22 protein-coding genes and 2 pseudogenes are annotated in these 24,568 nt (G+C 73.0%); 13 read left to right on the plus strand and 11 right to left on the minus strand.

What is annotated here, in order from left to right; translation table 11 throughout:
- Positions 1 to 605: 605 nt before the first annotated feature.
- From AB0F82_RS20340 to AB0F82_RS20355, 4 genes are all read right to left on the minus strand, one after another.
- The gene (locus AB0F82_RS20340) at positions 606 to 1,058 is read right to left on the minus strand and encodes a hypothetical protein (protein WP_362629542.1); all 453 of its coding nucleotides are present in this window, start codon (positions 1,056 to 1,058) and stop codon (positions 606 to 608) included.
- A 252-nt stretch (positions 1,059 to 1,310) separates the two neighbouring features.
- The gene (locus AB0F82_RS20345; protein WP_362629545.1) at positions 1,311 to 3,644 is read right to left on the minus strand and encodes a DUF6777 domain-containing protein; all 2,334 of its coding nucleotides are present in this window, start codon (positions 3,642 to 3,644) and stop codon (positions 1,311 to 1,313) included.
- Between the two features lie 493 nt (positions 3,645 to 4,137).
- Positions 4,138 to 5,079 carry an alpha/beta fold hydrolase gene (locus AB0F82_RS20350; protein WP_362629548.1) on the minus strand — a complete coding sequence of 314 codons (942 nt, stop codon included), beginning with the start codon at positions 5,077 to 5,079 and terminating at the stop codon, positions 4,138 to 4,140.
- A 68-nt stretch (positions 5,080 to 5,147) separates the two neighbouring features.
- Positions 5,148 to 5,477, minus strand: a complete 330-nt coding sequence (locus tag AB0F82_RS20355; protein WP_362629551.1) for a hypothetical protein — start codon at positions 5,475 to 5,477, stop codon at positions 5,148 to 5,150.
- Between AB0F82_RS20355 and AB0F82_RS20360 the strand changes: the two are divergent.
- The 6 genes and pseudogenes from AB0F82_RS20360 to gap form a co-directional block, all read left to right on the plus strand.
- A pseudogene (locus tag AB0F82_RS20360) lies at positions 5,476 to 5,979 on the plus strand (MFS transporter); the annotation flags it as partial. The gene AB0F82_RS20355 and the pseudogene AB0F82_RS20360 overlap by 2 nt on opposite strands.
- 88 nt (positions 5,980 to 6,067) lie before the next feature.
- Positions 6,068 to 6,157, plus strand: a complete 90-nt coding sequence (locus tag AB0F82_RS20365; RefSeq protein ID WP_362629664.1) for a hypothetical protein — start codon at positions 6,068 to 6,070, stop codon at positions 6,155 to 6,157.
- A 112-nt stretch (positions 6,158 to 6,269) separates the two neighbouring features.
- Positions 6,270 to 6,842, plus strand: coding sequence for a PadR family transcriptional regulator (locus tag AB0F82_RS20370; RefSeq protein ID WP_362629554.1), 573 nt, complete (start codon positions 6,270 to 6,272; stop codon positions 6,840 to 6,842).
- Positions 6,843 to 6,932: 90 nt separating this feature from the next.
- Complete coding sequence (locus AB0F82_RS20375; protein ID WP_362629556.1) at positions 6,933 to 8,657, plus strand: acyl-CoA dehydrogenase family protein; 1,725 nt, start codon at positions 6,933 to 6,935, stop codon at positions 8,655 to 8,657.
- Between the two features lie 289 nt (positions 8,658 to 8,946).
- Positions 8,947 to 9,903 carry a GlxA family transcriptional regulator gene (locus tag AB0F82_RS20380; RefSeq protein ID WP_362629559.1) on the plus strand — a complete coding sequence of 319 codons (957 nt, stop codon included), beginning with the start codon at positions 8,947 to 8,949 and terminating at the stop codon, positions 9,901 to 9,903.
- Between the two features lie 117 nt (positions 9,904 to 10,020).
- Positions 10,021 to 11,019, plus strand: coding sequence for a type I glyceraldehyde-3-phosphate dehydrogenase (gene gap / locus AB0F82_RS20385; RefSeq protein WP_356812938.1), 999 nt, complete (start codon positions 10,021 to 10,023; stop codon positions 11,017 to 11,019).
- 86 nt (positions 11,020 to 11,105) lie between these two features.
- Here gap and AB0F82_RS20390 read toward each other — a convergent pair whose 3' ends face one another.
- Both AB0F82_RS20390 and AB0F82_RS20395 read right to left on the minus strand, forming a co-directional pair.
- Entirely contained in the window at positions 11,106 to 12,668 is a 1,563-nt protein-coding gene (locus tag AB0F82_RS20390) for a glutamate synthase subunit beta (RefSeq protein WP_362629562.1), read from the minus strand.
- A gap of 165 nt (positions 12,669 to 12,833) precedes the next feature.
- The gene (locus tag AB0F82_RS20395) at positions 12,834 to 14,033 is read right to left on the minus strand and encodes a serine hydrolase domain-containing protein (protein ID WP_362629565.1); all 1,200 of its coding nucleotides are present in this window, start codon (positions 14,031 to 14,033) and stop codon (positions 12,834 to 12,836) included.
- Positions 14,034 to 14,323: 290 nt separating this feature from the next.
- Between AB0F82_RS20395 and AB0F82_RS20400 the strand changes: the two genes are divergently transcribed.
- From AB0F82_RS20400 to AB0F82_RS20415, 4 genes are all read left to right on the plus strand, one after another.
- Positions 14,324 to 15,202: a MetQ/NlpA family ABC transporter substrate-binding protein gene (locus AB0F82_RS20400; RefSeq protein ID WP_362629568.1), complete on the plus strand. Its 879-nt coding sequence runs from the start codon at positions 14,324 to 14,326 to the stop codon at positions 15,200 to 15,202.
- Positions 15,199 to 16,215: a methionine ABC transporter ATP-binding protein gene (locus tag AB0F82_RS20405; protein ID WP_362629571.1), complete on the plus strand. Its 1,017-nt coding sequence runs from the start codon at positions 15,199 to 15,201 to the stop codon at positions 16,213 to 16,215. The genes AB0F82_RS20400 and AB0F82_RS20405 overlap by 4 nt, the downstream gene beginning before the upstream one ends.
- Positions 16,212 to 16,874, plus strand: coding sequence for a methionine ABC transporter permease (locus tag AB0F82_RS20410; RefSeq protein WP_362629574.1), 663 nt, complete (start codon positions 16,212 to 16,214; stop codon positions 16,872 to 16,874). The genes AB0F82_RS20405 and AB0F82_RS20410 overlap by 4 nt, the downstream gene beginning before the upstream one ends.
- An 82-nt stretch (positions 16,875 to 16,956) precedes the next feature.
- On the plus strand, positions 16,957 to 17,457 hold the full coding sequence (locus AB0F82_RS20415; RefSeq protein WP_362629577.1) for a hemerythrin domain-containing protein: 501 nt from the start codon (positions 16,957 to 16,959) through the stop codon (positions 17,455 to 17,457).
- 18 nt (positions 17,458 to 17,475) lie between these two features.
- On the opposite strand, the pseudogene AB0F82_RS20420 reads toward AB0F82_RS20415, so the two are convergent.
- From AB0F82_RS20420 to AB0F82_RS20430, 3 genes and pseudogenes are all read right to left on the minus strand, one after another.
- A pseudogene (locus tag AB0F82_RS20420) lies at positions 17,476 to 17,803 on the minus strand (YbaK/EbsC family protein); the annotation flags it as partial.
- Between the two features lie 47 nt (positions 17,804 to 17,850).
- On the minus strand, positions 17,851 to 19,059 hold the full coding sequence (locus AB0F82_RS20425) for an anhydro-N-acetylmuramic acid kinase (RefSeq protein WP_362629580.1): 1,209 nt from the start codon (positions 19,057 to 19,059) through the stop codon (positions 17,851 to 17,853).
- Positions 19,056 to 20,390 (minus strand): MFS transporter, encoded by a 1,335-nt coding sequence (locus AB0F82_RS20430; RefSeq protein ID WP_362629583.1) that lies wholly within the window; start codon positions 20,388 to 20,390, stop codon positions 19,056 to 19,058. Before AB0F82_RS20430 ends, AB0F82_RS20425 begins: the two co-directional genes overlap by 4 nt.
- A gap of 312 nt (positions 20,391 to 20,702) precedes the next feature.
- On the opposite strand from AB0F82_RS20430, the gene AB0F82_RS20435 reads away from it, so the two are divergent.
- Complete coding sequence (locus AB0F82_RS20435) at positions 20,703 to 21,149, plus strand: C40 family peptidase (RefSeq protein WP_390074437.1); 447 nt, start codon at positions 20,703 to 20,705, stop codon at positions 21,147 to 21,149.
- Positions 21,150 to 21,358: 209 nt separating this feature from the next.
- Here AB0F82_RS20435 and AB0F82_RS20440 read toward each other — a convergent pair whose 3' ends face one another.
- Positions 21,359 to 21,595, minus strand: a complete 237-nt coding sequence (locus tag AB0F82_RS20440) for a hypothetical protein (RefSeq protein ID WP_030036182.1) — start codon at positions 21,593 to 21,595, stop codon at positions 21,359 to 21,361.
- Positions 21,596 to 21,851: 256 nt separating this feature from the next.
- Here AB0F82_RS20440 and AB0F82_RS20445 point away from each other — a divergent pair, with 256 nt between their 5' ends.
- Together AB0F82_RS20445 and AB0F82_RS20450 are read left to right on the plus strand one after the other, a co-directional pair.
- Complete coding sequence (locus AB0F82_RS20445) at positions 21,852 to 22,169, plus strand: SCO4225 family membrane protein (protein WP_362629587.1); 318 nt, start codon at positions 21,852 to 21,854, stop codon at positions 22,167 to 22,169.
- 105 nt (positions 22,170 to 22,274) lie between these two features.
- Complete coding sequence (locus AB0F82_RS20450; protein ID WP_362629590.1) at positions 22,275 to 22,469, plus strand: antitoxin; 195 nt, start codon at positions 22,275 to 22,277, stop codon at positions 22,467 to 22,469.
- Positions 22,470 to 23,186: 717 nt separating this feature from the next.
- Here AB0F82_RS20450 and AB0F82_RS20455 read toward each other — a convergent pair.
- Positions 23,187 to 24,563, minus strand: a complete 1,377-nt coding sequence (locus tag AB0F82_RS20455; RefSeq protein WP_362629593.1) for an aminopeptidase P family protein — start codon at positions 24,561 to 24,563, stop codon at positions 23,187 to 23,189.
- Between the last annotated feature and the right edge of the window lie 5 nt (positions 24,564 to 24,568).

Here is a 24,568-nt window from a genome sequence, read left to right on the forward strand (position 1 = left end):
GGCCGGGCGGCCTGTCTGCCTGGCCGTCTGGCCGTCTTGCCGTGCCCGGCCTCCGCCTGGCCGCACCACACGCGTCGTGGGTCAGGGCTCGGGCCGGGTGAGCGCCGCGATGACCTGCTTGCCGAAGGGCGCGGGGCTGACGAAGAACTCGGCGCCGAGGCGCGGATGATCGCCAGGCCGCGCCCCCGCGTGGCCGGCGGGCCGCGGCCGCTGGGCTGCCGGGGCGGCGAGCGGGAGGCGTCGCTGAGGGCGATCCCGGCCGGGCCCGACTGCACGCTGAGTGTGAGGGCGTAGGGCGGTCGGGCGTGCCGGACGGCGTTGGCCCTCAGCTCGGAGACGATGACGAGGACGTCCTCCGTGGTGTCGTGCGGGCGGTCCGCGGAGTGGACGGCGAGCAGACAGCGGCCACGCGGCGGGCTTCTCGGGCGGCCTGCGGGCCTGGTGGCAGGGGTGGTGCACCGTTGACGGCGCCGTGGGGGGCGGGTGCGGCTGCAGTGGCGATGGCGGTGTCCATGGTCGTTCCTGAGACCTGGTCGCTGACAGGGGGTGGATCGGCGGGGTTCCGGGGCCGTGGCCCCGGAACCCCGGCCGGGCCCGGGTCGGCGCTACCACTTGCTGTGGCAGTTCCAGTGGCCGGGCACCCAGTGGTTCACCGAGTGGCCGGGCACCCAGTGCTGCTTCCAGTGGCCCTTGCTCCACCAGCCGTCGTGCCAGTTGCCGTGGTGGTCCCGGTAGCCGTGGTGCCAGCTACCCGGATGCCACTTGTGTTCCCAGTGGCCCTTGCCCCACTTGTCGGTCGCCCAGTGGCCCTTGACCCAGGTGCACCGATCGTGGTCAATGCGGTCCCAGCGGTCGTGGCGGTTGTCCCAGTTGCGGTCACGGTCACGGTCGTGACCACGGTCGCTGGTGCCGGTGCCGGGGGCCGTCGAGTTCGCCGTCGCCGCCGCCGCGGGGGCGGCGCTCGCCGTACCGGACAGACCCAGCAGCGAGCCGCCTGCCAGCAGCCCCGCGGATGCGACTCCGACGACCACGCGCTTCATGTGCATCGAAGCGGTCATCGGACTCACCTCCTCCCTTTCATCAGGTTCATCAAGCATTCGGCTTTGTCTGCTCCTTCACCATCTGGAGCGTCACCACAGATTCGTGATGAACGGGGTGAAAGATTGCCAAGAGATTCAAACCGCTATATCTCTCCTTTCGGAGTGGGTGCCGTGAACCCTGTCGACGCTGCTCGGACCGTGTTGCGCTCACGGCCGGGTTCGAGTCCCGGTCCGGAAGGGGCGGCGGCCTCGGCTGCGGCATCCAGGGGGCTACCTGAGCAGCGGCTCCTCCTCCCGGCTCCCCGAACCGTCGGATCGGCGCGACTGCTCTTGCGCGCCCCCCTCGGCAGGGCCGTCCTGGACCCGGTCCCTTCCGGGCTCGTGGCCGGCATCCCGCCCGGTCTTCCGGCCCTGGCCCCCGCCGCCCGTTCCCATGCCGGGCGCCTGCCCCGACCCCTGCCCCTGTCCCCCGCCCTGGACCTGGCCGCTGCCGGTGCCCGTGCCCTGGCCGGGCGCCTTCCCCGTGCCCTTGCCGGTGCCCTGGGCGGGTGCCTTGCCCGTGCCCTGGGCGGGACCGCCGCCCGGCTCCTGGCCCGAGCCGCCGCCGGAACCCTGGCCGGGGGCGCTGCCGGTGCCCTGGCGCGCCATACCGGTCTCCTTGCCCGTGCTGTGGCCGGGCGCCTTCCCGGTGCCCTGGGCGGGTGCCTTGCCCGGGCCCTGGGCGGGACCGCCGCCCGGCTCTTGGCCCGAGCCGCCGCCGGAACCCTGGCCGGGGGCGCTGCCGGTGCCCTGGCGCGCCTTACCGGTCTCCTGACCGGGCGCCTTGCCCGAGCCCTTGTCCGGCGCGCCTCCGGGTTCCTGCGGCACGGGCCCGGGTGCCTGGCCCGACCCTTGGCCGCCGGAGCCCGGCTCCTGCCGTCCCGGATTCTTCTCAGGGGCCTGGCCCGTGCCCGTGCCCGATCCCTGACCGGGCCCCTGGCCGTTGCCCTTGCCGGACTCCTGACCGGGCGCCTTGCCCGTGCCTTGGCCGGGCGCCTTGTCCGACCCGTGACCGGTGCCCGGCTCCTGGCCCGGTGCCTTGCCCGGGCGCGTTCCTGACTCCTGTCCGGGCACCTTGCCGGGAACGTTCGCGGGATCGTTGGCAGGCTTGTCGCCGCTACCCGTGCCCGGCTCCTTCGCCGGAGCCTCGTCCGGCACCCTGCCGGGGTCCTTCCCGTGGCCCGTCCCCGACTCCTGAGCCGGCGCCTTACCAGGCGGCTTGCCGGTGTTTTGACCGGCTCCCTTGCCCGGGTCCGGGCCCTTGTCCGGGGCCGTCGCGGGCGCCTTGCCGGGGTCCTGTCCCCGGCCCGTCCCCGGCTCCTTGCCGGGCGCGTTCGCGGGGTCCTTGCCCGACGCCCCACCAGGTTCCTCGGACTGGCCGGTGCCCCGCTCCTTCACCGGAGCCTCGTCCCGGGCCTTGCCCGGCTGCTCCTTTCCCCGGCCCGACCCCGGCTCCTGGCCCGGCGCCTTGCCGGGCGCCTTGCCGGGCGCATTCGCGGGTTCGTCACCCCGGCCGGTGCCCGGCGCCTGCGCCGGAGCCTCGTCCGGCGCCTTCCCGGGGTCGTTGCCATGGTCCGGGCGCCCTTCATGGGGCTTCGGGGAGTGCTTCTGCGGGGCCTCGCCCTCGTCCCCGTGTCGTTCGCCGCCTGACTCCCGCGCAGGGTCCGGGTTTCGGCCGGGGGCCACTCCCGGGGCCGGGTCGGGGCCCCGGTCCGGGCTCGTCGGCGGCTTCGTGTCCGCGCCTGCGGGACTCGTCCGGACCGATCCCTGGGGGGCCGGGGGCAGGGCCGGGTACGGCGAGCCGGCGGGCCGGCTCGGCGGCGGCTCGACCTCGCGGTCCGACCGGCCCCTCACCGCACCGCTCGGGCGCTCGTACCAGGCCTTGCGATCCGCGTCGAACACCGTGACGGCCTTCACCGGCTTCGCGGCGGGCTTGACCGCCACCAGCTCTCCCGACCGGAACGAGGACCACTCCGTACCGCTGAGCCTGGCCTTCCCCTGGACCGCGACCGGCGGCGTCAGAGGGTTGCCACAGGCACACCGGACCCGCGGGACACCATGGCCGTCGACCAGTACGGACGTACCGGCCTGCAGGATCGCCTGGTAGCCGGTGGGCGCGTCGTTCTTGTACCCGTGGTTGGTGACCCGGGTGTCCCAGCCCAGCCGGACCGGCGTGAGCGATCGCAGGTAGGAGGGGATGCCGGCCTCCCGGACGCCCAGCGTGGCGGCGAAGGCACCGCCCTTGTCCGTGTGCTGCGTGAGGAACTTGATCTGCTTCTCCACGTCACAGCTCGCGACGTTGCGGGTGCCCCCGTACAGGCCCGGGTGTCCCCCGTCGACTTCGAGGGTGCGCGCCCCGCCCGTACCGCCCCGTACCGTCCCGGTCGTCCCGGGCGCGGCGACGGCCTCATCGGGCTCCGTGGCCGTCGACGGGGTGAACGGATCGGGTCCGGCCGCCGCGGCGGCCTCCAGGAAGACCTCGCCGCCGGCCGCGCTGTTACCGCCCAGCACGGTGAAGCTGACGATCGCCGCCGAGACCACGGCGGCCGCCGTGCCCGCACTCACCAAGGTCCTGCGCGACCGCCAGCGCCGCTTGGGACGCCCTTCCCCGTCGCCGCCGGGGGACGCCGGGGGGCCCGTCGGCCGGGACGGAGGCGGCGGCGGTGGCGGCACCGGCGGTGGAGCCTCCGGCGGGGGCGCGGGCTGCGGCTGCGACCCCCGTCCCGACAGCGGACCGGGCGGAGGGCCCGTGGGGTGCTCGGACGAAGAAGGTATGGAACTCACGACTCTCGCCCCCTGACACAGGGCACCGGGACAATCTTGGTGACTCGCATGCGCTCGCTCCTTCTGGCCGTCAACGCCTCCACATCCCGGAGGGGAACCTCGAAACCGGTGCCGCGCAGCAGAAGTCGGCGAAGGGACGACCCCGGGCGGGGCCGTCTGGTCACCTGCGACATCGGTGGGGCCACGTACTGGGTGAGCCCGTCCCCTGAGTAAGCCCCCCGCCCCCGGGCCGCGTCATGTCGCGACCATTCGGGACTTGACACAACCGCGCCGGTTACGGCCGGGCCGCCGCCGGCCGGTCGACGATCAGGCGTACTGCCGCGATCGTGAGATCCGGGTCGTGGAGCTGGACGTAGTGGTCGCTGCCGGTCGCCAGCAGGTGGGGGGTCTGCGGCCGCATGCCCACCAGTGCCTGCTGGGCCTTGGGCCAGGCGGCCTCGAGCTTCGCCAGCAGGTCCTTGGACATGGTGGGCGGCGCGGCGAAGGGTTCGGTCTTGCTGAGCACCGCGACGGGGACGGGTGGAAGCGGGCCGCCGCGGTCGATGGCGGTGACCCCGCCGTCGATGTCGACCTGCTCGAATTCGCGGTCGGCGTCGAACGGCGTACCGGGATGCCGGAGCGCTTCGACGTACGCCGCCCAGTCCGCCCCCATCGCGGGCTTCAACGCGGGCCCCAGCGCGTCGACGAGGACCAGCCCGCGCGTGCGCTCCGGGTGCTCCTGCGCGTACCGCAGGGCGAGCATCCCGCCGAAGGAGTGCCCCACCAGCAGGTACGGGCCCGGTACGCGGGCGGCGGTCAGCAGCCGGTCCAGGTCCTGGACCATGGCGGGCAGCGCCCGGGTGCCGCGCACGGGCGTGCTGCGGGTGCTGAGCGTGGGCGGCTGTGTGTAGCGGATGGTGCCGGGCCGGTCGTACGTGCACACGCGGGTGAACGCGGCGACGCCGGGAAACACTGCCGGGGCCTTCGGCACGGGCGGGGCGGTGTCGGTCAGCGACCACGGGTCGGAAGCCTCGTGCAGCCCGGAGAGCAGGACCACGGTCGGGCTTCCGGAGCCGGAACAGTGCAGATACAGGCTCCGCCCACCGCCGATGTCCACCCGCTGTCCGGTGTCCCCGCGCCGTCCGGTGTCCCCGCCGCCGCTCGGCGCCGGTGTGCCGGCCACCAGCAGGATGGCGGCCATCGCGGCCACCAACGCGCCCGGGACAGGCCCTCGCATGTCCTCAGCTTCCCTCGCCGCGCGTCACCCCGCCAACGAGCCGGCGGCCCGGCCGCCGGCCGCTCCGGTCAGCCGGCGCCGAGGTAGAAGAAGAACCAGACGAGTGGCCCCAGGATGCCCAGGGTGCCGAGCAGGACCCCGAGACGGGCCCGTACCGGAGCCGGCCGCTCGCTGCGCCGCGCCCGCCAGAGGTCGGGACTGCCCCAGACGACGGCGCAGATGCCGAGCGGGATGACGAGATAGAGGGGCAGGAAGCGCACCAGGGGCGGGAGCGCTTCGGGCAGGAACGGGCAGCAGAACGCGACGACGGCCGTGACGCCCAATACCAGCGATCCCGTGCCGCGGCGTCGCGGGTCTTCCTGGTGTGCCGGATCGGCGTCCTGCTTCAGGTGACTCATGAACGGCAGGCTATGCGCAGGGTGTCCGGCACCGCTTGAGCGGGTGTACCCAGGTGCCACCCAGGCCCTGGTGAGTACCCCCCCGGCGCGGGCGCCGGGCGTCGGCGCAGCCGCGATCGCGCCCGCCGCACTCGCCCTGGTCATGCGGCTCCATCCACCCGGGCCCGCCCGCGCCAGGGCCCTCGGCGTCTGGGGTGCCGTCTCCGGCGCGGGCGGCGCGGCCGGGGTCCTGCTCGGAGGGATCCTCACCGAAGGCCCCGGATGGCCCTGGGTGTTCCACGCGTCCGGCATCGGCGCCGCGGCGGTCATCGCCGCCACTGCGCGGCTCGTACCCGCCGACCCGAAGGAGGCCGCAGGACCCCGCTCCCAGCTCGACGTGGCCGGATCCCTCACCGTCACCTCCGGCCTGGTCGCGCTCGTGTACGGGCTCACGGCTGCGGGCCGCTCCGGCTGGACCGACCCCCTGGTCCTCGGCTCCTTCGGCGCGGCGGCCGGCCTGCTCGCGCTCTTCGTCCGGGTCGAACGGCGGCACCCCGCCCCGCTCCTGCCGTCGAGGCTCCTCGCAGCTGCTCGTCCTGGACGCCTTCGACCTGACGGCCCCGCCGGTCGTCACCATCCACCTGCCGCGCCGGGTCCCGGCCATGATCCACGGCTCCTGGATCTCCGACGCCGCCGCCTGATCCGGCGCGGGCGAGAGGCTGTGAGCGGCGCGTGACCGGCCCCTGGGTGAGCCGCGTCTCACCTGGGCACCGCCGCTTGTCTATGCAACGAGTTGCATAGCAGGATCGGGGCATGGCGCTCGAACACGCGATCCTCGTCTCCCTGCTGGAGAAGCCGGGCTCCGGCTATGAGCTGGCCCGCCGGTTCGAGCGGTCGATCGGCTACTTCTGGACCGCCACGCACCAGCAGATCTACCGCGTGCTGGGGCGCATGGAGAGCGACGGCATGCTCGCCGTCCGTACGATCCCGCAACAGGGCCGGCCGGACAAGAAGGAGTATTCGGCCGCCGGTCCCGGCCGGGTCGCGCTCGCGCAGTGGCTGCACGAGCCGATCGAGCCGGAGAGCCTGCGGCACGACCTCGCCGTGAAGATCCGCGGGGCGGCCTTCGACGACCCGGCCTCCCTGATCCGCGAGGTGGAGCGGCACCAGCAGGCCCACCGGGACCGCCTCGCGCGCTTTCTCGCCGGGGAGCTGCGCGACTTCACCGGGCCCGACGCCCCGGCGCCGCTCGACGCCGGCCAGGAACTCCAGCACGTCGTGCTGCGCGGGGGGATCGCGCAGGAGCGGATGACGATCGCCTGGCTCGACGACGTCCTGACCACTCTCCACCGGCTGGGCCGCAGCGCGCCGCCCGCGACCGACTGAGCCGTACCCGGCGCGCCACCCCGCCTCCTCTTCCCTCCCTCCGCGCACCCGCGCGACCCCCGACTCCGACCCCTCGGAAGGTGATCCGCCATGTCCGACCCCCTGCTGTTCCACCCGCACACCTACGACCCGGCCCACTTCGACCCGGAGACCCGCAGGCTGCTGCGCGCGACCGTCGACTGGTTCGAGGCCCGCGGCAAGCGGCGGATCATCGAGGACTACCGCACCCGTGCCTGGCTGGCCGACTTCCTCGCCTTCTCCGCCAAGGAAGGTCTCTTCGCGACCTTCCTGACCCCGGCGGCCGCCGCCGGCGAGGACGAGCCCGACAAGCGCTGGGACACGGCACGGATCGCCGCCCTCAACGAGATCTTCGGCTTCTACGGCCTCGACTACTGGTACGCCTGGCAGGTCACCATCCTCGGCCTCGGCCCGGTCTGGCAGAGCGACAACGCCGCCGCCCGGGAGCGCGCCGCGCAACTGCTGTCGGAGGGCGAGGTGTTCGCCTTCGGCCTCTCCGAGAAGACCCACGGCGCCGACATCTACTCCACCGACATGCTGCTGGAGCCCGACGGCGACGGCGGCTTCCGCGCCAGCGGCTCCAAGTACTACATCGGCAACGGCAACGCCGCCGGACTCGTCTCCGTCTTCGGCCGCCGCACCGACGTCGAGGGCCCCGACGGCTACGTCTTCTTCGCCGCCGACAGCCGCCACCCGGCGTACCGGCTCGTGAAGAACGTCGTCGACTCCTCCAAGTACGTCAGCGAGTTCAGCCTGGAGGACTACCCGGTGGCCGCCGAGGACGTCCTGCACACAGGGCGCGCCGCCTTCGACGCCGCGCTCAACACCGTGAACGTCGGCAAGTTCAACCTCTGCACCGCCTCGATCGGCATCTGCGAGCACGCGATGTACGAAGCCGTCACGCACGCGCACAACCGGATCCTCTACGGCCGGCCCGTCACCGCCTTCCCGCACGTGCGCCGCGAGCTGGCCGACGCCTACGTCCGCCTCGTCGGGATGAAGCTGTTCAGCGACCGCGCCGTGGACTACTTCCGCTCCGCCGGACCGGACGACCGCCGTTACCTGCTCTTCAACCCGATGACCAAGATGAAGGTCACGACGGAGGGCGAGAAGGTCATCGACCTGATGTGGGACGTGATCGCCGCCAAGGGCTTCGAGAAGGACAACTACTTCGCCCAGGCGGCCGTCGAGATCCGCGGACTGCCGAAGCTCGAGGGCACGGTCCACGTCAACCTCGCGCTGATCCTCAAGTTCATGCGCAACCACCTGCTGGAGCCGGCCGAGTACGCGCCCGTCCCGACGCGCCTCGACGCGGCCGACGACGACTTCCTGTTCCGGCAGGGACCGGCCCGCGGCCTGGGCTCCGTACGCTTCCACGACTGGCGCCCGGCGTACGACGCCTACGCCGCCGTGCCGAACGTCGCCCGCTTCCGCGAACAGGCCGACGCGCTCGCCGAGTTCGCGGCCACCATCGCGCCCGACGAGGCGCAGGGCCGCGACCTCGACTTCCTCCTCTCCGTGGGGCAGCTGTTCGCCCTGGTCGTCCACGGGCAGCTGATCCTGGAGCAGGCCCGCCTGACGGACCTGGACGAGTCCGTGCTGGACGAGCTGTTCTCGGTGCTCGTGCGCGACTTCTCCCAGCACGCCGTCGAGCTGCACGGCAAGGACTCCAGCACGCCCGAGCAGCAGACCTGGGCCCTGGCCGCCGTCCGCCGCCCGGTCATCGACGAGGCCCGCTCGGCACGCGTCTGGTCCCGCGTCGAGGCCCTCGCCGGCGCCTACGAGATGGCGCAGTAGCCACACCACTCCCCTCGGCGGTCCGCACACCACCACCGTGCGGCCCGCCGGGGGCGCGCGCCGCCGTCAGCTGTCGGCGGGGACGAGGACGGCCACGTAGTCCTCGAACCCCACGTGCGCGCCCCATTCTTCCGCTCCATCGGGGCGTCGTGCCGCTCCCGGGAGTCCTGCCGGCCCCTTGCGAAGACGAGGGCTCCCCGCCGGCCCTGGGCCCTGGCCGCCTCTTGTACCGCACCGGCGGCGACCGCCCCGGGAGGACGCCCGCGGTGCGCCGCGTAGGCTCGACCCCGTGTCAGCCTCCCGCCTCCACCGCGTCGCCGTCCTCGTCCTGGAAGGCGCGAAGCCGCTCGACGTGGGCATCCCCGCGCAGGTCTTCACGACCCGCGCGAGCATGCCGTACGAGGTACGGGTGTGCGGCGCGGCCCCTGGGCTCGTGGCCGGCGGCGACGGCCTCTCGTACCACGTGACGCACGGGCTGGACGCCCTCGCGTGGGCCGACATCGTCTTCGTCCCCGGCTACCGCTACCCGGACCGCGAGGACCCGCCGCGGCCCGTCCTCGACGCGCTGATCGCGGCCCACGAGCGCGGCGCGCGGCTCGCCGCCATCTCCACGGGCGCGTTCGCGCTCGCCGCGACCGGCCTGCTCGACGGCAAGCGCGCCACGACGCACTGGCACTACGCCCGGGCCCTCACGGCCAAGCACCCGCTCGTCCGGGTCGACGAGAACGTCCTGTTCGTCGACGAGGGCAGCGTCCTCACCTCGGCGGGCGCCGCCTCCGGCATCGACCTCTGTCTGCACATCCTGCGCAGCGACCTCGGTGTGGCCGCGTCCAACCACGCGGCGCGGCGCCTGGTGGCCGCCCCCTACCGCAGCGGCGGCCAGGCGCAGTACGTGCCGCGCAGCGTGCCCGAGCCGCTCGGTGAGCGGTTCGCCGCTACGCGGGAGTGGGCGCTGATCCGGCTCGGCGAGCCCCTCACACTGGAGTCGCTGGCCCGGCACGCCGGGGTGTCGCCCCGTACGTTCTCGCGGCGGTTCGCGGAGGACACCGGCTACACGCCGATGCAGTGGGTCATGCGCGCCCGCATCGACGTGGCCCGTGAGCTGCTCGAACGCTCGCAGCGCGGTGTCGAGCAGATCGCCGCCGACGTCGGCCTCGGCACCGGCGCGAACCTGCGGCTGCATTTCCAGCGGATCCTGGGCACCACTCCGACGGAGTACCGGCGCACCTTCACGAAGGGCGAGTAGGGCCCGTGAGGATCCCGCCACTCCTGCTGGCGAGATCCTTTTGAACAGTGGCGATCACGCCGCTGTCGCGGGTGGCCCCGGGACGCGAACCTGATGGCGAACGAAAGGGACTCGCTCATGACTCGCATCGCCATCAACGGATTCGGCCGCATCGGACGCAACGTGCTGCGCGCGCTGCTCGAGCGCGAAAGCGACCTCGAGGTCGTCGCCGTCAACGACCTCACCGAGCCGAAGGCCCTCGCGCGGCTCCTCGCGTACGACAGCACCTCCGGCCGGCTCGGCCGCCCGGTGACCGTCGACGGGAACACCCTGGTCGTCGACGGCCGCCGCATCACGGTGCTGGCCGAGCGGGAGCCGGAGCAGCTGCCCTGGGCCGAGCTCGGCGTCGACATTGTGCTGGAGGCCACCGGCCGCTTCACGTCGGCCGGCGCCGCCCGCGCCCACCTCAAGGCGGGGGCCAAGAAGGTCCTGGTCAGCGCGCCGTCCGACGGCGCCGACGTGACGCTGGCGTACGGCGTCAACACCGACGCCTACGACCCGGCCGTGCACACCATCGTCTCGAACGCGTCGTGCACGACCAACGCGCTCGCCCCGCTGGCCGCGGTTCTCGACGAGCTCGCGGGCATCGAGCACGGCTTCATGACGACGGTGCACGCCTACACACAGGAGCAGAACCTGCAGGACGGCCCGCACCGCGACCCCCGCCGCGCCCGCGCCGCCGGCGTCAACATCGTGCCGACCTCCACGGGCGCCGCGAAGGCGATCGGCCTGGTGCTGCCGCAGCTCGACGGCAAGCTGCAGGGCGACTCGATCCGGGTGCCGGTACCGGTGGGCTCCATCGTGGAGCTCAACACGACCGTCTCCCGCGAGGTGACGCGCGAGGAGATCCTCGAGGCGTACCGCGCCGCCGCGCAGGGCCCGCTGGCCGGTGTGCTGGAGTACTCGGACGACCCGCTGGTGTCGTCCGACATCACCGGCAACCCCGCCTCGTCGATCTTCGACTCGGAGCTCACCCGCGTCGACGGCCGCCACGTCAAGGTCGTCGCCTGGTACGACAACGAGTGGGGCTTCTCGAACCGCGTGATCGACACCCTCACGCTCCTGGCCGCGGGCTGAGGCAGCCGCCCCGCCGTCAGTGACCCGCGCTCCGGCCGGCCCCCTCGGGCCGGCCGGGGCGTGCCGTTTTCCAGGGCGTGCCGTTTTCAGAAGTCCCCGTAGCGCATGCGGCCGAGCGCCGACATGGGCATGTCGTGCGCGGCGACCGGGGCCGGCAGGCACGTCGAGCCGGTGAGGTAGCGGTCCACGGCGGCGGCCGCCGCACGGCCTTCGGCGATGGCCCAGACCACGAGCGACTGGCCCCGACCCGCGTCGCCCGCGACGAACACCCCCGGCGCCCGCCCGCCGCGCGCCGCGAAACCGGCGTCCCGCGCGAAGTTGCCGCGCTCGTCGAGTTCCAGGCCGAGCTGCTCGCGCAGGCCACCCGCCCGTTCGGGGCCGGAGAAGCCGAGCGCCAGCAGCACCAGCCCGGCCGGCAGGACCCGCTCGGTGCCCGCCAGCGGGCTGCGGCCCACCGGCTCGACGGCGGTCAGGTGCAGGGCCCGTACCCGGCCCGAGGCGTCCCCCTCGAAGCGCAGGGTGGCGCAGGCGAACAGCCGGGGGTCACGGCCCTCGCGGCCGCGGGCCTCGTCGTGGGCGTGGGAGATCCGGTACGTCTTCGGATACACCGGCCACGGCTCGTCGTCGGTGCGGCCCGGGCCGGGCTCCGGGTTGATGTCGAGCTGGACCACGGACACCGCGCCCTGCCGCAGGGCCGTCCCCATGCAGTCGGATCCGGTGTCGCCGCCTCCGACGATGACCACGTGCCTGCCTTCGGCGGTGACGGGCGAGTCGACAAGGTCGCCCTCCTGTATCCGGTTGGCGCAGGTCAGATAGTCCATGGCCTGGTGGATGCCGTGGAGCTCGCGCCCGGGGACGGGCAGTTCCCTGCGCTCGCCGGCTCCTGTCGCGACGAGGAGGGCGTCGCACCGGCCGCGCAGCTCTGCGGCGTCGACTTCGGCATGTGCATGTGCATGTGCATGTGCATCGGCATGGGCATCGGCGTCTGCCGCGGTTCCGACGTCGTGGCCCGTGACGAACACCGTGCCCTCGGCGCGCATCTGCTCGATCCGGCGGTCCAGGTGGGTCTTCTCCATCTTGAACTCGGGGATGCCGTAGCGCAGCAGGCCGCCGATGCGGTCGGCCCGCTCGTGGACGGTGACAGCGTGACCGGCCCGGGTCAGCTGTTGTGCGGCGGCCAGTCCGGCCGGACCGGAGCCTACGACCGCCACGGTCTTGCCGCTGTGCCGCTCCGGCGGCCTCGGCCCCATGTAGCCGCGCCGCAGTCCCTCGTCCGCGATCGTCTGCTCGACGTTCTTGATGGTCACCGGGTCCGCGTTGATCGTGAGGACGCAGGCGTCCTCACAGGGCGCCGGGCAGAGCCGTCCGGTGACCTCCGGGAAGTTGTTGGTCGCGTGCAGCCGCTCGTAGGCCGCGCGCCAGTCGCCGTGGGCGGCGTACGCGTTCCACTCGGGTATGAGGTTCCCGAGGGGGCAGCCGGTGTGGCAGAACGGGATTCCGCAGTCCATGCAGCGGTCGGCCTGCCGGGAGACGAGCGGGAGCAGGGCCTGGCCCGCGTGGACCTCGCGCCAGTCGCCGAGCCGTTCCTCGACGGGGCGGGCCGGGACGGGCTCGCGCGGGATCCTGAGGAAGCCGAACGGATCGGTCACTCGCCGCCTCCCTGGATCGTTCGCGGCGGGGTGTACGGGTGCGCGCACCCGTACACCCGGCGCGCGCTCACAGTGGCGGCCCGACCAGATTACGCCGCCTCCGTGGCGGGCGCGCAGGGCCGCGCGGCCCTGCGCCTCCGCCGGCTCTCGGGGGGGGCGCGGCGGTCAGCCTCGCAGCAGGGCGCAGACGAAGTCCTCCTGGACCTCCCGGACCCGCGCGAGCAGTTCGGGGTTGTCGGTCAGGGACGTCTGGGTGGTGAGGGTGAAGGTCAGCGAGCGGCTGCCGTCCGCCGTGGCCGCCGCGAGCTGTGTGTAGCCGGGCGTGTTGCCGGTGTGGCCGTACACCGTTCCGCAGCGGGTGGTGTAGCGGTAGATCGCCAGGCCCGCCTCCGTGCGGCCGGGGCCGGGGGGCTGGGAGAGCGCGCCGGGGATGAACCTGAACTGCTGGCGGCGGGTGCGGTCCGAGATGAGGTCGCCGCCCGCGTAGCCCCGGATGAAGGCGGTGAGGTCCTTCGGCGTCGAGACGATGCCTCCGGCCGCCCAGGCCCCGGAGGCGCTCACGGCCTCGCTGACGTCGACGGGCCCGTCCTGCGGGTCGATCCGGTAGCCGTGGAGGAAGGGCTCGGGCAGCCGGTAGCCCTGGGGCAGGCTGGTGGCGGTCAGGCCCAGCGGCCGGTACACGAGCTCGCGCAGCAGCGTCTCGTACCGTCGTCCGGTGACGGCCTCGGCCATCAGGGCGACGGCGATGTTGTCGGAGTTGGAGTAGTGGTAGCGGCTGCCCGGCCGGAATCCGAGGTCCTCGTCGGCGACGAACTCCAGCAGGCGCCGGGAGTCGAAGTGGTGGCGGGGGTCCTCGGAGACGATGTCGATGAACTCCCGGGAGGCCGAGTAGTCGGGCAGTCCGCTGGTGTGGTTGAGGAGTTGACGCAACGTCACCTCGTGCCACGGGGCCGGCTGATCAGGCAGGACCTCACCGATGGTGGCGTCCAGGTCCAGCCGGCCGCGGTCGACCAGGCTCAGGGCCACCGCTCCGCTGAAGGCCTTCGCGACGCTGGCGATGCGCATGTGGTCGGTCACGCTCGGCGGCCTGCCGCTCTCCAGGTCGGCCACACCCGCGCGGTAGACCTCGGTGCGATCTGCGTCGCGCAGGACGGCGATGACTCCCGGGGGCCCGTCGGGGCTGTCCACCAGTGCGCGGAGCTGCTGGCGGAGGTCCGCCGCGGTGGGCGGCGGCGGGTTGCGGTCCGCCACGGCCTGGGCGGGCAGTACGCAGACGCCGAACAGGGCGCCGCACACGGCGGTGGCGGCGGCCAGGCGCAGGAATGGACGGGTCCTGCGGGCGTGGCCGTACGGGCGTGGGGACACGGCGGAACCTCCAGGGCGGGACACGGGGCGCGGTGGCCCACGATGACACCGGCCGCGGCGATGCCGGCGCAGACACGGCCGCGCGACGGCGACCGTGGCCCATCCGGCCGCCACGGGCTCCCCGAGACGGGGTGGGCGCCGATCCCCACGACCATCGACCTTTGCTTCATTGCACATTTATGAACAGAGCCTCACATTCTAAGGTCATAAGGCGAATTCGATCTACGATCCATCCATCCCTTCATCTGGCTCTTCCTCTGCACATGGATCACATGCACATGGATCACACAATGACTTCTGCACTGCCGCGCCGACGTAGCCTGATCGCCGCTTCCGCCGCCACCGCCCTCGCGCTCCTCCTGTCCGGATGCGGTGTCGGCGGAGGGGACGGCCGCCGCATCCGGGTCGGGGTGTCCGGCGACTCGCCGGAGTGGGACGTCCTCGCCAAGGAGGCCGCGAAGCAGGGCCTCACCGTCGAGACCGTCGTGTTCGACGACTACTCGCTGCCCAACAAGGCCCTCAGCGCGGGTGACATAGAGCTCAACGCCTTCCAGCACCTGGTCTTCCTCGCACAGTCGAACACCGAGAACAGGACCGACATCGCCCCCATCGCCGCGACCACCGTGGTGCCCCTCGGTCTCTACTCCGGCAAGCACAAGCGGCTGGCCGACCTCCCCGACGGCGCCGATTTGGCCCTGCCCAACGACCCCGCCAACCAGGGGCGCGCGCTGCGCGTGCTGGAGCAGGCGAAGCTCGTCCAACTGCGCCCGGAGGCCGGTCTCTTCGCGACTCCCGACGACATCACCGCCAATCCCAAGCACATCAAGATCACCCCGGTGAACGCGCAGCAGACGCCCCGTACCCTCCAGGACGCGGACGCCGCCGTCATCAACGACGGCGTCGCCGAACTCGCCGGGATCAAGGCCGACACCGCGCTGTTCAAGGACGACCCGGCCGCCCCGCAGTCCCTCCCCTACCTCAACGTCATCGCCGCCCGCGCGGACCAGAAGGACAACGCGGACTACCGGAAGATCGTCGAGCTGTACGCCTCCCAGGCCGTGCAGGACGAGGTCCGCCGCACCAGCAACGGCACCGCGCACCACGTCGAGCTGCCCGCCGCCGACCTCCAGGCCGAGGTCGCCCGCATCCAGAAGCAGCTGGGGCGATGACCGCCGCCGTGGAACTGCGCGACGTGGCCAAGGAGTTCCCGGGCGGAGCACGCGCCGTCGACGGCGTCAGCCTGTCCGTCGAGGCGGGTACGGTCTTCGGGGTCGTCGGCCACAGCGGTGCCGGGAAGTCCACGCTGCTGCGCCTCGTCAACGGCCTGGAGGAGCCGACCTCGGGCAGTGTCCTGCTGGACGGCCAGGACATCTCGGCGCTAGGGGAGCGCCGGCTGCGCCCCCTGCGGCGCGAGATCGGCATGATCTTCCAGCAGTTCAACCTGTTCCGCTCGCGCACCGTGCTGGGCAACGTCCTCTACCCGCTGCGCCTGGCCGGGACGGACCGCGCCTCGGCCCGGGCGCGCGCCGAGGAGACACTGGAGTTCGTCGGCCTGGCCGACCACGGCGGACGCTACCCCGAGCAGCTCTCGGGCGGACAGCGCCAGCGCGTCGGCATCGCCCGCGCGCTCGCCACCCGCCCGAAGGTCCTCCTGTGCGACGAGGCGACCTCCGCCCTCGATCCGCGGACCACCGGCGAGGTGCTGGCGCTTCTGGGCCGCGTCAACCGGGAGCTGGGCGTCACGATCCTGTTGATCACCCACGAGATGGAGGTCGTACGGACCCTGTGCGACCGCGTCGCGGTCATGGAGGACGGCAAGGTCGTCGAGAGCGGCGAGGTGTACGAGGTCTTCGCGCGGCCCCGGCACGCGACCACCGCCGCCTTCGTGCGCTCCGAGCGGCACAGCGAGCCGGACGCCGTGCTCATGGAGCGGCTGCGCACCCGCCACCCGGGGCGTCTGGTCACCCTGCCCGTCGCCGACGGCAGCCCCGCCCTGGAGGGCCTCTCGGAGCTGCTGCAGCTCCACGGCGTCGACTTCACGCTGGTGCACGGCGGTGTGGGCGAGGTCCGGGGACGGCCCCTGGGCAGCGTGACCCTGGAACTGCGCGGGAGACCCGCCGCGGTCGAAGCCGTCGTCGCCGGGCTGCGCGTACCCGGCCCGGTGGAAGCGGGCGCCCGGTGAAGGCCGACTGGAGCACGTTCTGGCCCAAGGTCCTCGACGCCACCGGCGAGACCGTCTACATGGTGCTCATCACGCTGGCGCTGTCGACCGTCGGCGGACTGGCCGTGGGACTCACGCTGTACGCCACCCGCAAGGGCGGCGTCCTGCCCAACCGGCTCGTGCACGCGGTCCTGGGGACGCTCATCAACACCATCCGGCCCGTCCCGTTCATCATCGCGATCGTCGCGCTCGCGCCGGTCACCCGCGGGGTGGTCGGCACGATGATCGGTACGAACGCGGCGATCTTCCCGATGACGGTCGTCGCGACGTTCGGGGTGGCCCGGATCGTGGAGTCCAACCTGCTCGCCGTCGAACCGGGGGTGATCGAGGCCGCGCGTTCCATGGGCGCCGGCCCGCTGCGGATCCTGCTCACGGTCCTCGTGCCGGAGGCCCTGGGGCCGCTGGTCCTGGGGCTGACCTTCATGCTCGTGGCCCTGATCGACTTCTCGGCGGTGGCGGGCACCGTCGGCGGTGGCGGCGTCGGCAACCTGGCGATGACCTACGGCTACCTGCGTTTCGACACCTCGGTGATGGTCGTGACGGTGCTCGTCCTGATCGCACTGGTCCAGTCGGCGCAGCTGCTCGGCAACCTGGTGTCCCGCAAGGTGCTCCGCCGCTGACAGCGGACTCCCACCGGGATGTTTCAGGTCGCGGCGAGCGAGCAAGCGCCTGACCGGAACCCCGATCGAGGAGGCATGTGGAATGGCGGACCAGGGCAAGGACCAGGACGTGGTCGCGGTGATTCTCGAGGACCACCGGACGATGGAGGAGCTGTTCCGCCGGATGCGGAGCATCGAGGCCGACCGCGAAGCGGCCCGGGACCAGTTCTCGGCGCTGCTCATCGCCCACGGTGAGGCCGAGGAGGCCAAGGTCTACGGTGCGCTCAAGCGCTTCAGGGGCGTCGACGACGAAGAGGTGGAGCACGGCGAGGAGGAGCACGCCGAGGGCAACGAGGCGCTGCTGAAGCTCCTGGAGGTGGACGACGTCGGCTCCGACGAGTGGGACGAACGTCTGGAGGACCTCGTCAAGGCGGTCTCCCACCACCTGGACGAGGAGGAGCGGACCATCCTCAACGGCGCCAGGGAGAACGTCCCGGACGAGCGCCGGGCGGAGCTGGGTGCCGCGTTCCTGGCGGAGCGGGAGAGGCAGCTGGCATCGGACTGCGGCAGCATTGAGAACGTTCGCAAGATCGTGGGCAGGTGACGGGCCCCGGCCGGGACGTCAGAGGGCGAGACCGTCGATGAGTTCCGCGCCGGGGAGCTGCGCGAACAGCGTGCCCGGAGCGATCAGTTTGCCGCGGCGGCGCCCGCTGCCGACCAGTACGCAGGGCATGTCCGCGACCACCTGGATCCACCAGAACGGGCCAGCCGTCCGCCAGGCCCAGCGGGGTGATGCGGCCGTACTCCGTGCCGGTCGCTTCCCCGGCCGTGTCCATCGGCGCGAAGGACACCTGGCGCGCGCCCAGGTGGCGCCGGACGGCGCCGTTGACGTCGACCCGGCCGGCGGAGGGCACCAGGCAGGCAGCGAGAGTGGTCGCGCCGCCGCGTTCGGCGGCCGCGAGGCAGTCGGGAGCCGGCACGGCATCGTCGAAGGGCCCTATGGCAGCGCGCATACCGGCACGTTGACACCGTCCGATCGCACGGACAGGGAGTGCGGGGCGAAGGGCGGCGGGGCGGGCAGCCGGAGCGGGCGGCTGCCCGGGGTGATCGACCCGAGGAGGCGGGGGCCGGCGGCCCCGGTGCAGCCGGGCGCGTTGCCCGGGAGGCCGTGCAGGGTGAGGTACCCGAGTACGGCGAAGGCGTACGCCTCCTTCGCCGCGGCGGGCAGCCCGAGCTCGTCCGAGGCGCGCAGCCGCGTACCGGCCAGCTCGGCGCGGAGCATCGCCGTCAGGGTCGGATTGCGCACCCCGCCTCCCGAGGCGAAGACCTCGGTGGCGCCCAGCCGCCGCAGAGCGTCGGCGACGGTCCGGGCCGTGAGGCGCGTGAGCGTGGCGACGACGTCCTGCGGCGGAAGCTGTCCGAACTCCCCCAGGTGGGAACGGAGATAGCCCGGGTGGAACAGTTCCTTGCCCGTCGTCCGCGGCTCGGGCAGCCGGTAGTACGGCTCGGTGAGCAACTGTCGCAGCAGGCCTTCGTGTACGCGACCGGCGGCGGCGAGCGCGCCGTCCTCGTCGCACGCGAGCCGTCCGCCGCTCAGTTCGCGTACCGCGGCGTCGATCAGCGCGTTGCCCGGGCCGGTGTCGAAGGCCACGGGGTCCGCGTGCCGGGGCACGACGGTGACGTTGGCGATCCCCCCGATGTTCAGGGCGGCCGGCACTCCGGGGCGGCCGCGCAGCAGCATCAGGTCGACCAGGCCGACCAGCGGTGCGCCCTGTCCGCCGGCCGCGACGTCGCGCGTGCGGAAGCCGGAGACGACCGGGCGGCCGGTGGCCTCGGCGATCCAGGCCGGTTCGCCGAGCTGGAGGGTGCCGTGGACCTTCCCGTCCGCGGCCCAGTGGTACACGGTCTGCCCGTGCGAGGCGACCAACTCGGCCCGCCCTCGGCACAGTTCGCGGTCGGCCCGGACGGCGAGCCGCCCGAAGGCCTGTCCGATGCGGGTGTCGAGACGGCATACGTCGGCGAGTGCGGTGGGGGCGGGGGGCAGGGCCCGTGCGAGGTCGGCCCGCAGGCCGGCCGGGTACGGCTCACTGACCATGCCCAGGGGGGTGAGGTGCAGCGCGCGCTCCTCCGGCCGGTGGTCGAGGTCGCAGGCGGCGGCGTCCACGGCGTCGTACGAGGTCCCTGACATCAGGCCGATCACCCTCATCGCAGCGGCTCCCGGTGGTCGTTGCCGCGCAGGGTCAGCAGCGCGGCGGCGCTGAGGGCGCAGGCGCCGGCGGCGTAGTGGGCGGGGACGGCGGCGTCTGCGGTCCGGGCGGTCAGCGCGGTGATGAAGAGCCCCGCGCAGCCGGAGAACACGGCGTTGGCGAGGGCGTAGGAGAGTCCGAGCCCGGTGCAGCGGACGCGTCGTGGGAACATCTCGGCCAGCATGGCCGGCCCCGGACCGGCGAGCAGGCCGACCAGCGCCCCGGCCGTGACCACGGCCGCGGCCCGGGTCTGCGGGGACGCCCCGGGCGACTGGAGCAACTGCATCAGGGGATGGGCGAGTACGGCGATCCCGAGCGCACCGCCGAGCATGACGGGGCGCCGCCCGACGCGGTCGCTGAGCAGTCCGGCGGGCAGGATCGACGCGGCGAAGCCGAGGTTGACCAGGGTGGTGGCCAGCAGGGCGTCCCGGAACGACGCGCCGAGCGCGGACTGCAGATGGGACGGCAGCACGACGAGGAAGGTGTAGCCGGCCGCCGACCAGCCCATGATCCGTGCGATGCCGAGCACGACGGCACGGGCCTGCTCCCCCAAGGCGGTCGGGCCGCTTCGCCCGACCGCCTCGGATGACTCTGTTGCGCCGGGCGGGCCGGCAGGGGGCGCGCCCGGAGGTTCCTCCAGCGCCGTGCGCAGCCACAGCGCGACCGTTCCGAGTGGCAGGGCCAGCAGGAAGGGGACGCGCCACCCCCACCCGTACAGCGCCTCGGCCGGCAGGACCACGGCCAGGGCGGCGGCCGTTCCGGCGCCGGCCAGCAGGCCGAGGGCGACGGTGAAGGACTGCCACGCGCCGTACAGGCCGCGGCGGCCGGGCGGGGCGTACTCCGCCATCAAGGACACCGCGCCGCCGAACTCCCCGCCGGCGGAGAGCCCTTGGAGCACACGCAGGAACGTGAGCAGCCAGGGGGCGGCGGCGCCGATGTCGGCGCGCGTGGGAAGGAGCCCGATCAGGGTGGTGGCGAGCGTCATGAGGCCGATGACGAGCACGAGGGCGGGGCGGCGGCCGAAACGGTCCCCGATCCGCCCGAACAGCAGGGCGCCGACGGGCCGGAAGAAGAAGGCGAGGGCGAACGAGGCGTACGTGGCGACCAGCGCTCCGGAGCCGCCGCCGGGGGCTCCCGCGTGCGGGGTGAAGAAGTTGGCCGCGATGACGGTGGCGAAGCAGCCGTAGACGCCGAACTCGTACCACTCGACGAGGTTGCCCGCCGAACCGGCGAGCAGGGCCCGGCGGGCAGCGGCGTGCGGCGGCGCCGGGAGCAGTTCGGTCGGGGTCACCCGTGCTGCGTGCCCGCTCGGCGGCGGGCCGATACCTGTCGGCGTCCCGATTCAGCACATCGGCGGCGACGTGATGGTCATTGGTTCCTATCATCCCCAATCGAACGCAAAATCGAGACAAATCATTTCGTGTCCGATGCGGCAGAGGCAGGGCGTGCGGGAAAACTGGTCCGCCGTCAGAGCCAAGACGACTGCCACCGAGAACAGGACCAGGCCGCTGATCTGATTTGTCGCCTGCCAACCGATTGCGGAGGTGTCATGATGTCCTGCTCCAGGACCGACTTCCGAAAGGCCCTGAAGGGCACTTCTCCGATGTGCTGTTGCCCCAGAGCACGCGCCGTCTTCTTCATACTGCTCCTCGCGGCCGGCGCATTGACCGGCCACACTGACCCGGCTCACGCGACACCGTCGTACGGCGCGAAAGCCGTCGAGGTGGCCGCCTCCAAACAGGGCTCGCCGTACGCCTACGGCGCCACCGGCCCCAGACGCTTCGACTGCTCGGGCCTGACCCTCTACGCCTTCAAGAAGGCCGGCAAACGCCTCCCGCGCACGGCCGACCAGCAGTACGAGCACACCCGCCACATCCCCAAGGCCGATCGCACGGCCGGGGACCTGGTCTTCTTCCCCAGTGGAGCGACCATGACCCACGTCGGCATCTACGCCGGCCACGACAGGATCTGGCACGCTCCCCGTCCCGGCACGGTCGTACGTCTGGAACGGATCTGGAGCGAAGCGGTCCGATACGGACGCGCCACCTGATCCAGCAATGATCCACCACCCGTTCGCGGCGCGTTCGCGTTCACCGCCTGGCCGGCAGTGGCCGGCGCACGCGCGCGTGCACGTCGACCGCCCCCTGGTCACCGATCCTTTCTCGGTGGTGTGCGTGACCTGGAAAGCGGGCGACGGCACGGCGCGGCCGCTCGGCACGGCCCCCGGGGCCCCGGTGCCGCCAGGAGGTGTCCGACTCCCTAGTGCAGCCGCCAGGTGAGTTTTCCGCCGCCGACCCAGCGGACCGCGTCCGGATCGTCGAGGTCGTGGATGGTGATCCCCGCGTCCGCGGCAGCCAGGATCACGTCGGTCATGGATGTCGCCATACGCACCACCTCCCCGTCGATCTCGACGATCCGGAAGGGCGGGTCGCCGGGCTGCACCCCCAGGACGGTGACCCGCGCCGAGGACATGTACGGGCTCATGCTCTCTGTCATGCGGAGATCGTTCCATGCGGACCCCCGTGTCCCGCCCATTGGCAGCGCGTCGGCCACCCGCAATGACAGCCCGCTCCCGCCGGGGCCCTGACCTGGCAGTGCTGCTGACGGAGCCGTGTGCGCAGTACGCACACTGAGTACGTGTGCCGAGTACCTGTGCTGAGTACGCGTACTCTGACGCGCCCGGCGGGGCGGCCCCACCATGGTGATCATCAGGGCCACACGGCCGTCCCACCCGGGCATCACGAGGAGTTCCATGCGTTCTGGACCGGTGCGCACCTTCGCCGTCGTCACCTTCGGCAACTGGCTGTCGGGGATGTACCTCGGCCTGGCCGCGTTCCTGCTGCTGATAGGCGCCGGCGACGGAGGCGACCAGACGGCCGGGCTGTTCGCCCTGATGCTGGCCGTCCCCACCGGGGCCGTACTGCTCTCGGTGGTCAACTCGATGGGGTCGTGGGCGCAGACCGACGCCACCATCTGGTGCAGCCTGGCCTTCTCGTACCTCTTCCAGGCCTTCCTGCTCGGCCTGATCGTCCGTGCGGTACGCCGGGGAACGAGCCGCGCGGACCTCTGACGGCGCGGGTCGAGACGGTATTCGCTGAGGTCAGAGCCTCGCAGATGCGGCCTGGGCGATCATCGGCAACCCTTGCCGTGGGGGACGGACGCAAAGGAGGCCGTCATGTCAGTGATGGACAAGCTCAAGCAGATGCTGCGCGGTCACGAGAGCCAGGCCGACCAGGGCATCGACAAGGCCGGTGACTACGTCGACGGCAAGACCCAGAACAAGTACAGCGGTCAGGTCGACACCGCCCAGGACAAGCTCAGGGAGCAGTTGCGCCGCGACCAGGGGAACCCGCCGCCGCCTCAGGGCTGACCCCGTTTCACGCGACGCCAGCCGGTGCCGGCCGCCCTTGCGCCGGCGGGGCTGGTTTCGCGCATGCGGGTCGGTTGCGGCGGGCGGGTGGGTGCTGGGGCTCTGCGGTTCGGCTGCGGCTGGCCGGTGGTGCTGGGGCGCTGCCCCGGGCCCCGCGCCTCAATCGCCGGCGGGGCTTGGTGGTGTGGGGCGGTGCCCCGCCGGAGTGTCTCCTCGGCTCGGCGCCCGCGGGCATGTCGCGGCCAGGCGGGCAAGGTCGCGCCTCGTCCTGCGGGGACACTCCGCCGTGTCCCCGCCCCACGGCAGGGTTGCGACAGTGCCCCGAAGACGCCCCCGGGCCGACGGGGCGGTTCCCGGAGCGTGCCCGACGCGTGGGGAGCGGGGACGGGGAGGGGTGTCCCCGCAGGACGAGCGCGCAACCACCGGGCACAACCGCGACACCCCGCACGCGCCGAGCCGAGGAGACACCCCTGCCCGACCCCGCGGACCGGCCCCCACCGCACCCGGATCCCGACCCGCGAACCGGTCCGCATCACGATCCGAACCCGCCCGCCCCGCCGAGGGAAGGGCCCCGCGGGGCGGCCCGCACCGTGCCCGTATCCCGACCCGCGAACCGGTCCGCATCACGATCCGAACCCGCCCGCCCCGTCGAAGGAAGGGGCCGCGCCCGTATCCCGACCCTGCGGACCGGTCCGCCGGACGTCCCGCCCCGGGGGTCTAGCCTCGGTCTTCCAGGAGGACCCCCATCCACTCCTCGATGCCGGCGACCGTGCGCGGCAGTGCACCCGACATCAGGCGGGCACCGTTCGCCGTGATCACCAGGTCGTCCTCGATGCGGACCCCGAGGCCGCGCAGTTCGGCCGGCAGGGTCTCGTCGTCGGGCTGGAGGTACAGGCCCGGCTCAACCGTCAGGACCTGGCCCTCCTCCAGGACCCCGTCCAGGTAGGTCTCTGCCCGCGCCTTCGCGCAGTCGTGCACGTCGAGCCCCAGCATGTGCCCGCTGCTGCACAGCGTGTACCGCCGGTGCAGGTCGCCCTCCGCGTCCTTCAGGACGCCCCAGTCGGCCAGCCCCTCCGCGATCACCCGCATCCCGGCCCGGTGGAAGTCACCGAAGCTCGCCCCCGGCCGCAGCGCAGCGATGCCCGCTTCCTGTGCCGCGAGGACCAGTTCGTAGACCTGCCGCTGGACGGGTGAGAAGCGGCCCGACAGCGGGAGGGTGCGGGTGATGTCCGCGGTGTAGAGGGTGTCCGTCTCCACGCCCGCGTCCAGGAGGAGCAGTTCCCGCCCGTTCAGCCGGCCGTCGTTGCGGATCCAGTGCAGGGTGCACGCGTGGGCGCCCGACGCTGCGATCGTCTCGTAGCCGGTGCCGTTGCCCTCGACCCGGGCGCGCAGGCCGAACACCCCCTCGATCCAGCGCTCCCCGCGCGGGTGTGCCAGCGCGCGCGGCAGGGCCCGTACGACGTCCTCGAAGCCCGCCGTCGTGTGGTCGACGGCCAGCTGGAGCTGTTCGACTTCCCAGGCGTCCTTCACCAGGCGCAACTCCGAGAGGGCGGCGGCGAGTTCCGGGTCGCTCGTCGCGTGGCGGCCCTCCGGCGAGCCGAGGGCGTCCAGGTGTGCGCAGCGGATGCCGGTGAGGCGCTCCGCCTCCGCCAGGTCGGGCCGGCGGCCCACCCAGAACTCCCCGTACCGGCGGTCCCGGTAGAACTCCCCGTCCCCGTCCGCCCGCGGCGAGCGGGGCCGCAGGTAGAGCACCGCCTCGTGTGCGTGCGGGCCCGACGGCTCCATGACCAGGACGTGGCCCGCCTGGTCCTCGCCGGTGAGGCCGGTCAGCCAGGCGTAGGCGCTGTGCGGGCGGAACCGGTGGTCGCAGTCGTTGGAGCGGACCTTCAGCTCGCCGGCCGGGACGATCAGCCGCTTCCCCGGGAAGCGGGCCGAGAGCCGTGCCCGCCGGGCGGGGGTGACGTCGTACCCCGGGACCCGGGCGGAGTCGGGGAGCGGGGAGGCGGCCCAGCCGCCCGCCATGAACCGGGACAACTCCGGTGACACCGGACGGTCGTGACTGCCCGTGTTGAGGCGGGCGGGGGAGTCGGTCACGAGGG

It is taken from the genome of Streptomyces virginiae (genome assembly GCF_040638905.1).
In the GTDB taxonomy this organism is placed as follows: Bacteria; Actinomycetota; Actinomycetes; order Streptomycetales; family Streptomycetaceae; genus Streptomyces; species Streptomyces virginiae_B.

Coding starts and splice junctions, on each gene's coding strand:
- AB0F82_RS20340 (WP_362629542.1), bottom strand. CDS start 1,058: ATGACCGCTTCGATGCACATGAAGCGCGTGGTCGTCGGAGTCGCATCC.
- AB0F82_RS20350 (WP_362629548.1), bottom strand. CDS start 5,079: ATGCGAGGGCCTGTCCCGGGCGCGTTGGTGGCCGCGATGGCCGCCATC.
- AB0F82_RS20355 (WP_362629551.1), bottom strand. CDS start 5,477: ATGAGTCACCTGAAGCAGGACGCCGATCCGGCACACCAGGAAGACCCG.
- AB0F82_RS20370 (WP_362629554.1), top strand. CDS start 6,270: ATGGCGCTCGAACACGCGATCCTCGTCTCCCTGCTGGAGAAGCCGGGC.
- AB0F82_RS20375 (WP_362629556.1), top strand. CDS start 6,933: ATGTCCGACCCCCTGCTGTTCCACCCGCACACCTACGACCCGGCCCAC.
- gap (WP_356812938.1), top strand. CDS start 10,021: ATGACTCGCATCGCCATCAACGGATTCGGCCGCATCGGACGCAACGTG.
- AB0F82_RS20400 (WP_362629568.1), top strand. CDS start 14,324: ATGACTTCTGCACTGCCGCGCCGACGTAGCCTGATCGCCGCTTCCGCC.
- AB0F82_RS20405 (WP_362629571.1), top strand. CDS start 15,199: ATGACCGCCGCCGTGGAACTGCGCGACGTGGCCAAGGAGTTCCCGGGC.
- AB0F82_RS20415 (WP_362629577.1), top strand. CDS start 16,957: ATGGCGGACCAGGGCAAGGACCAGGACGTGGTCGCGGTGATTCTCGAG.
- AB0F82_RS20425 (WP_362629580.1), bottom strand. CDS start 19,059: ATGAGGGTGATCGGCCTGATGTCAGGGACCTCGTACGACGCCGTGGAC.
- AB0F82_RS20435 (WP_390074437.1), top strand. CDS start 20,703: ATGTGCTGTTGCCCCAGAGCACGCGCCGTCTTCTTCATACTGCTCCTC.
- AB0F82_RS20440 (WP_030036182.1), bottom strand. CDS start 21,595: ATGACAGAGAGCATGAGCCCGTACATGTCCTCGGCGCGGGTCACCGTC.
- AB0F82_RS20445 (WP_362629587.1), top strand. CDS start 21,852: ATGCGTTCTGGACCGGTGCGCACCTTCGCCGTCGTCACCTTCGGCAAC.
- AB0F82_RS20450 (WP_362629590.1), top strand. CDS start 22,275: ATGTCAGTGATGGACAAGCTCAAGCAGATGCTGCGCGGTCACGAGAGC.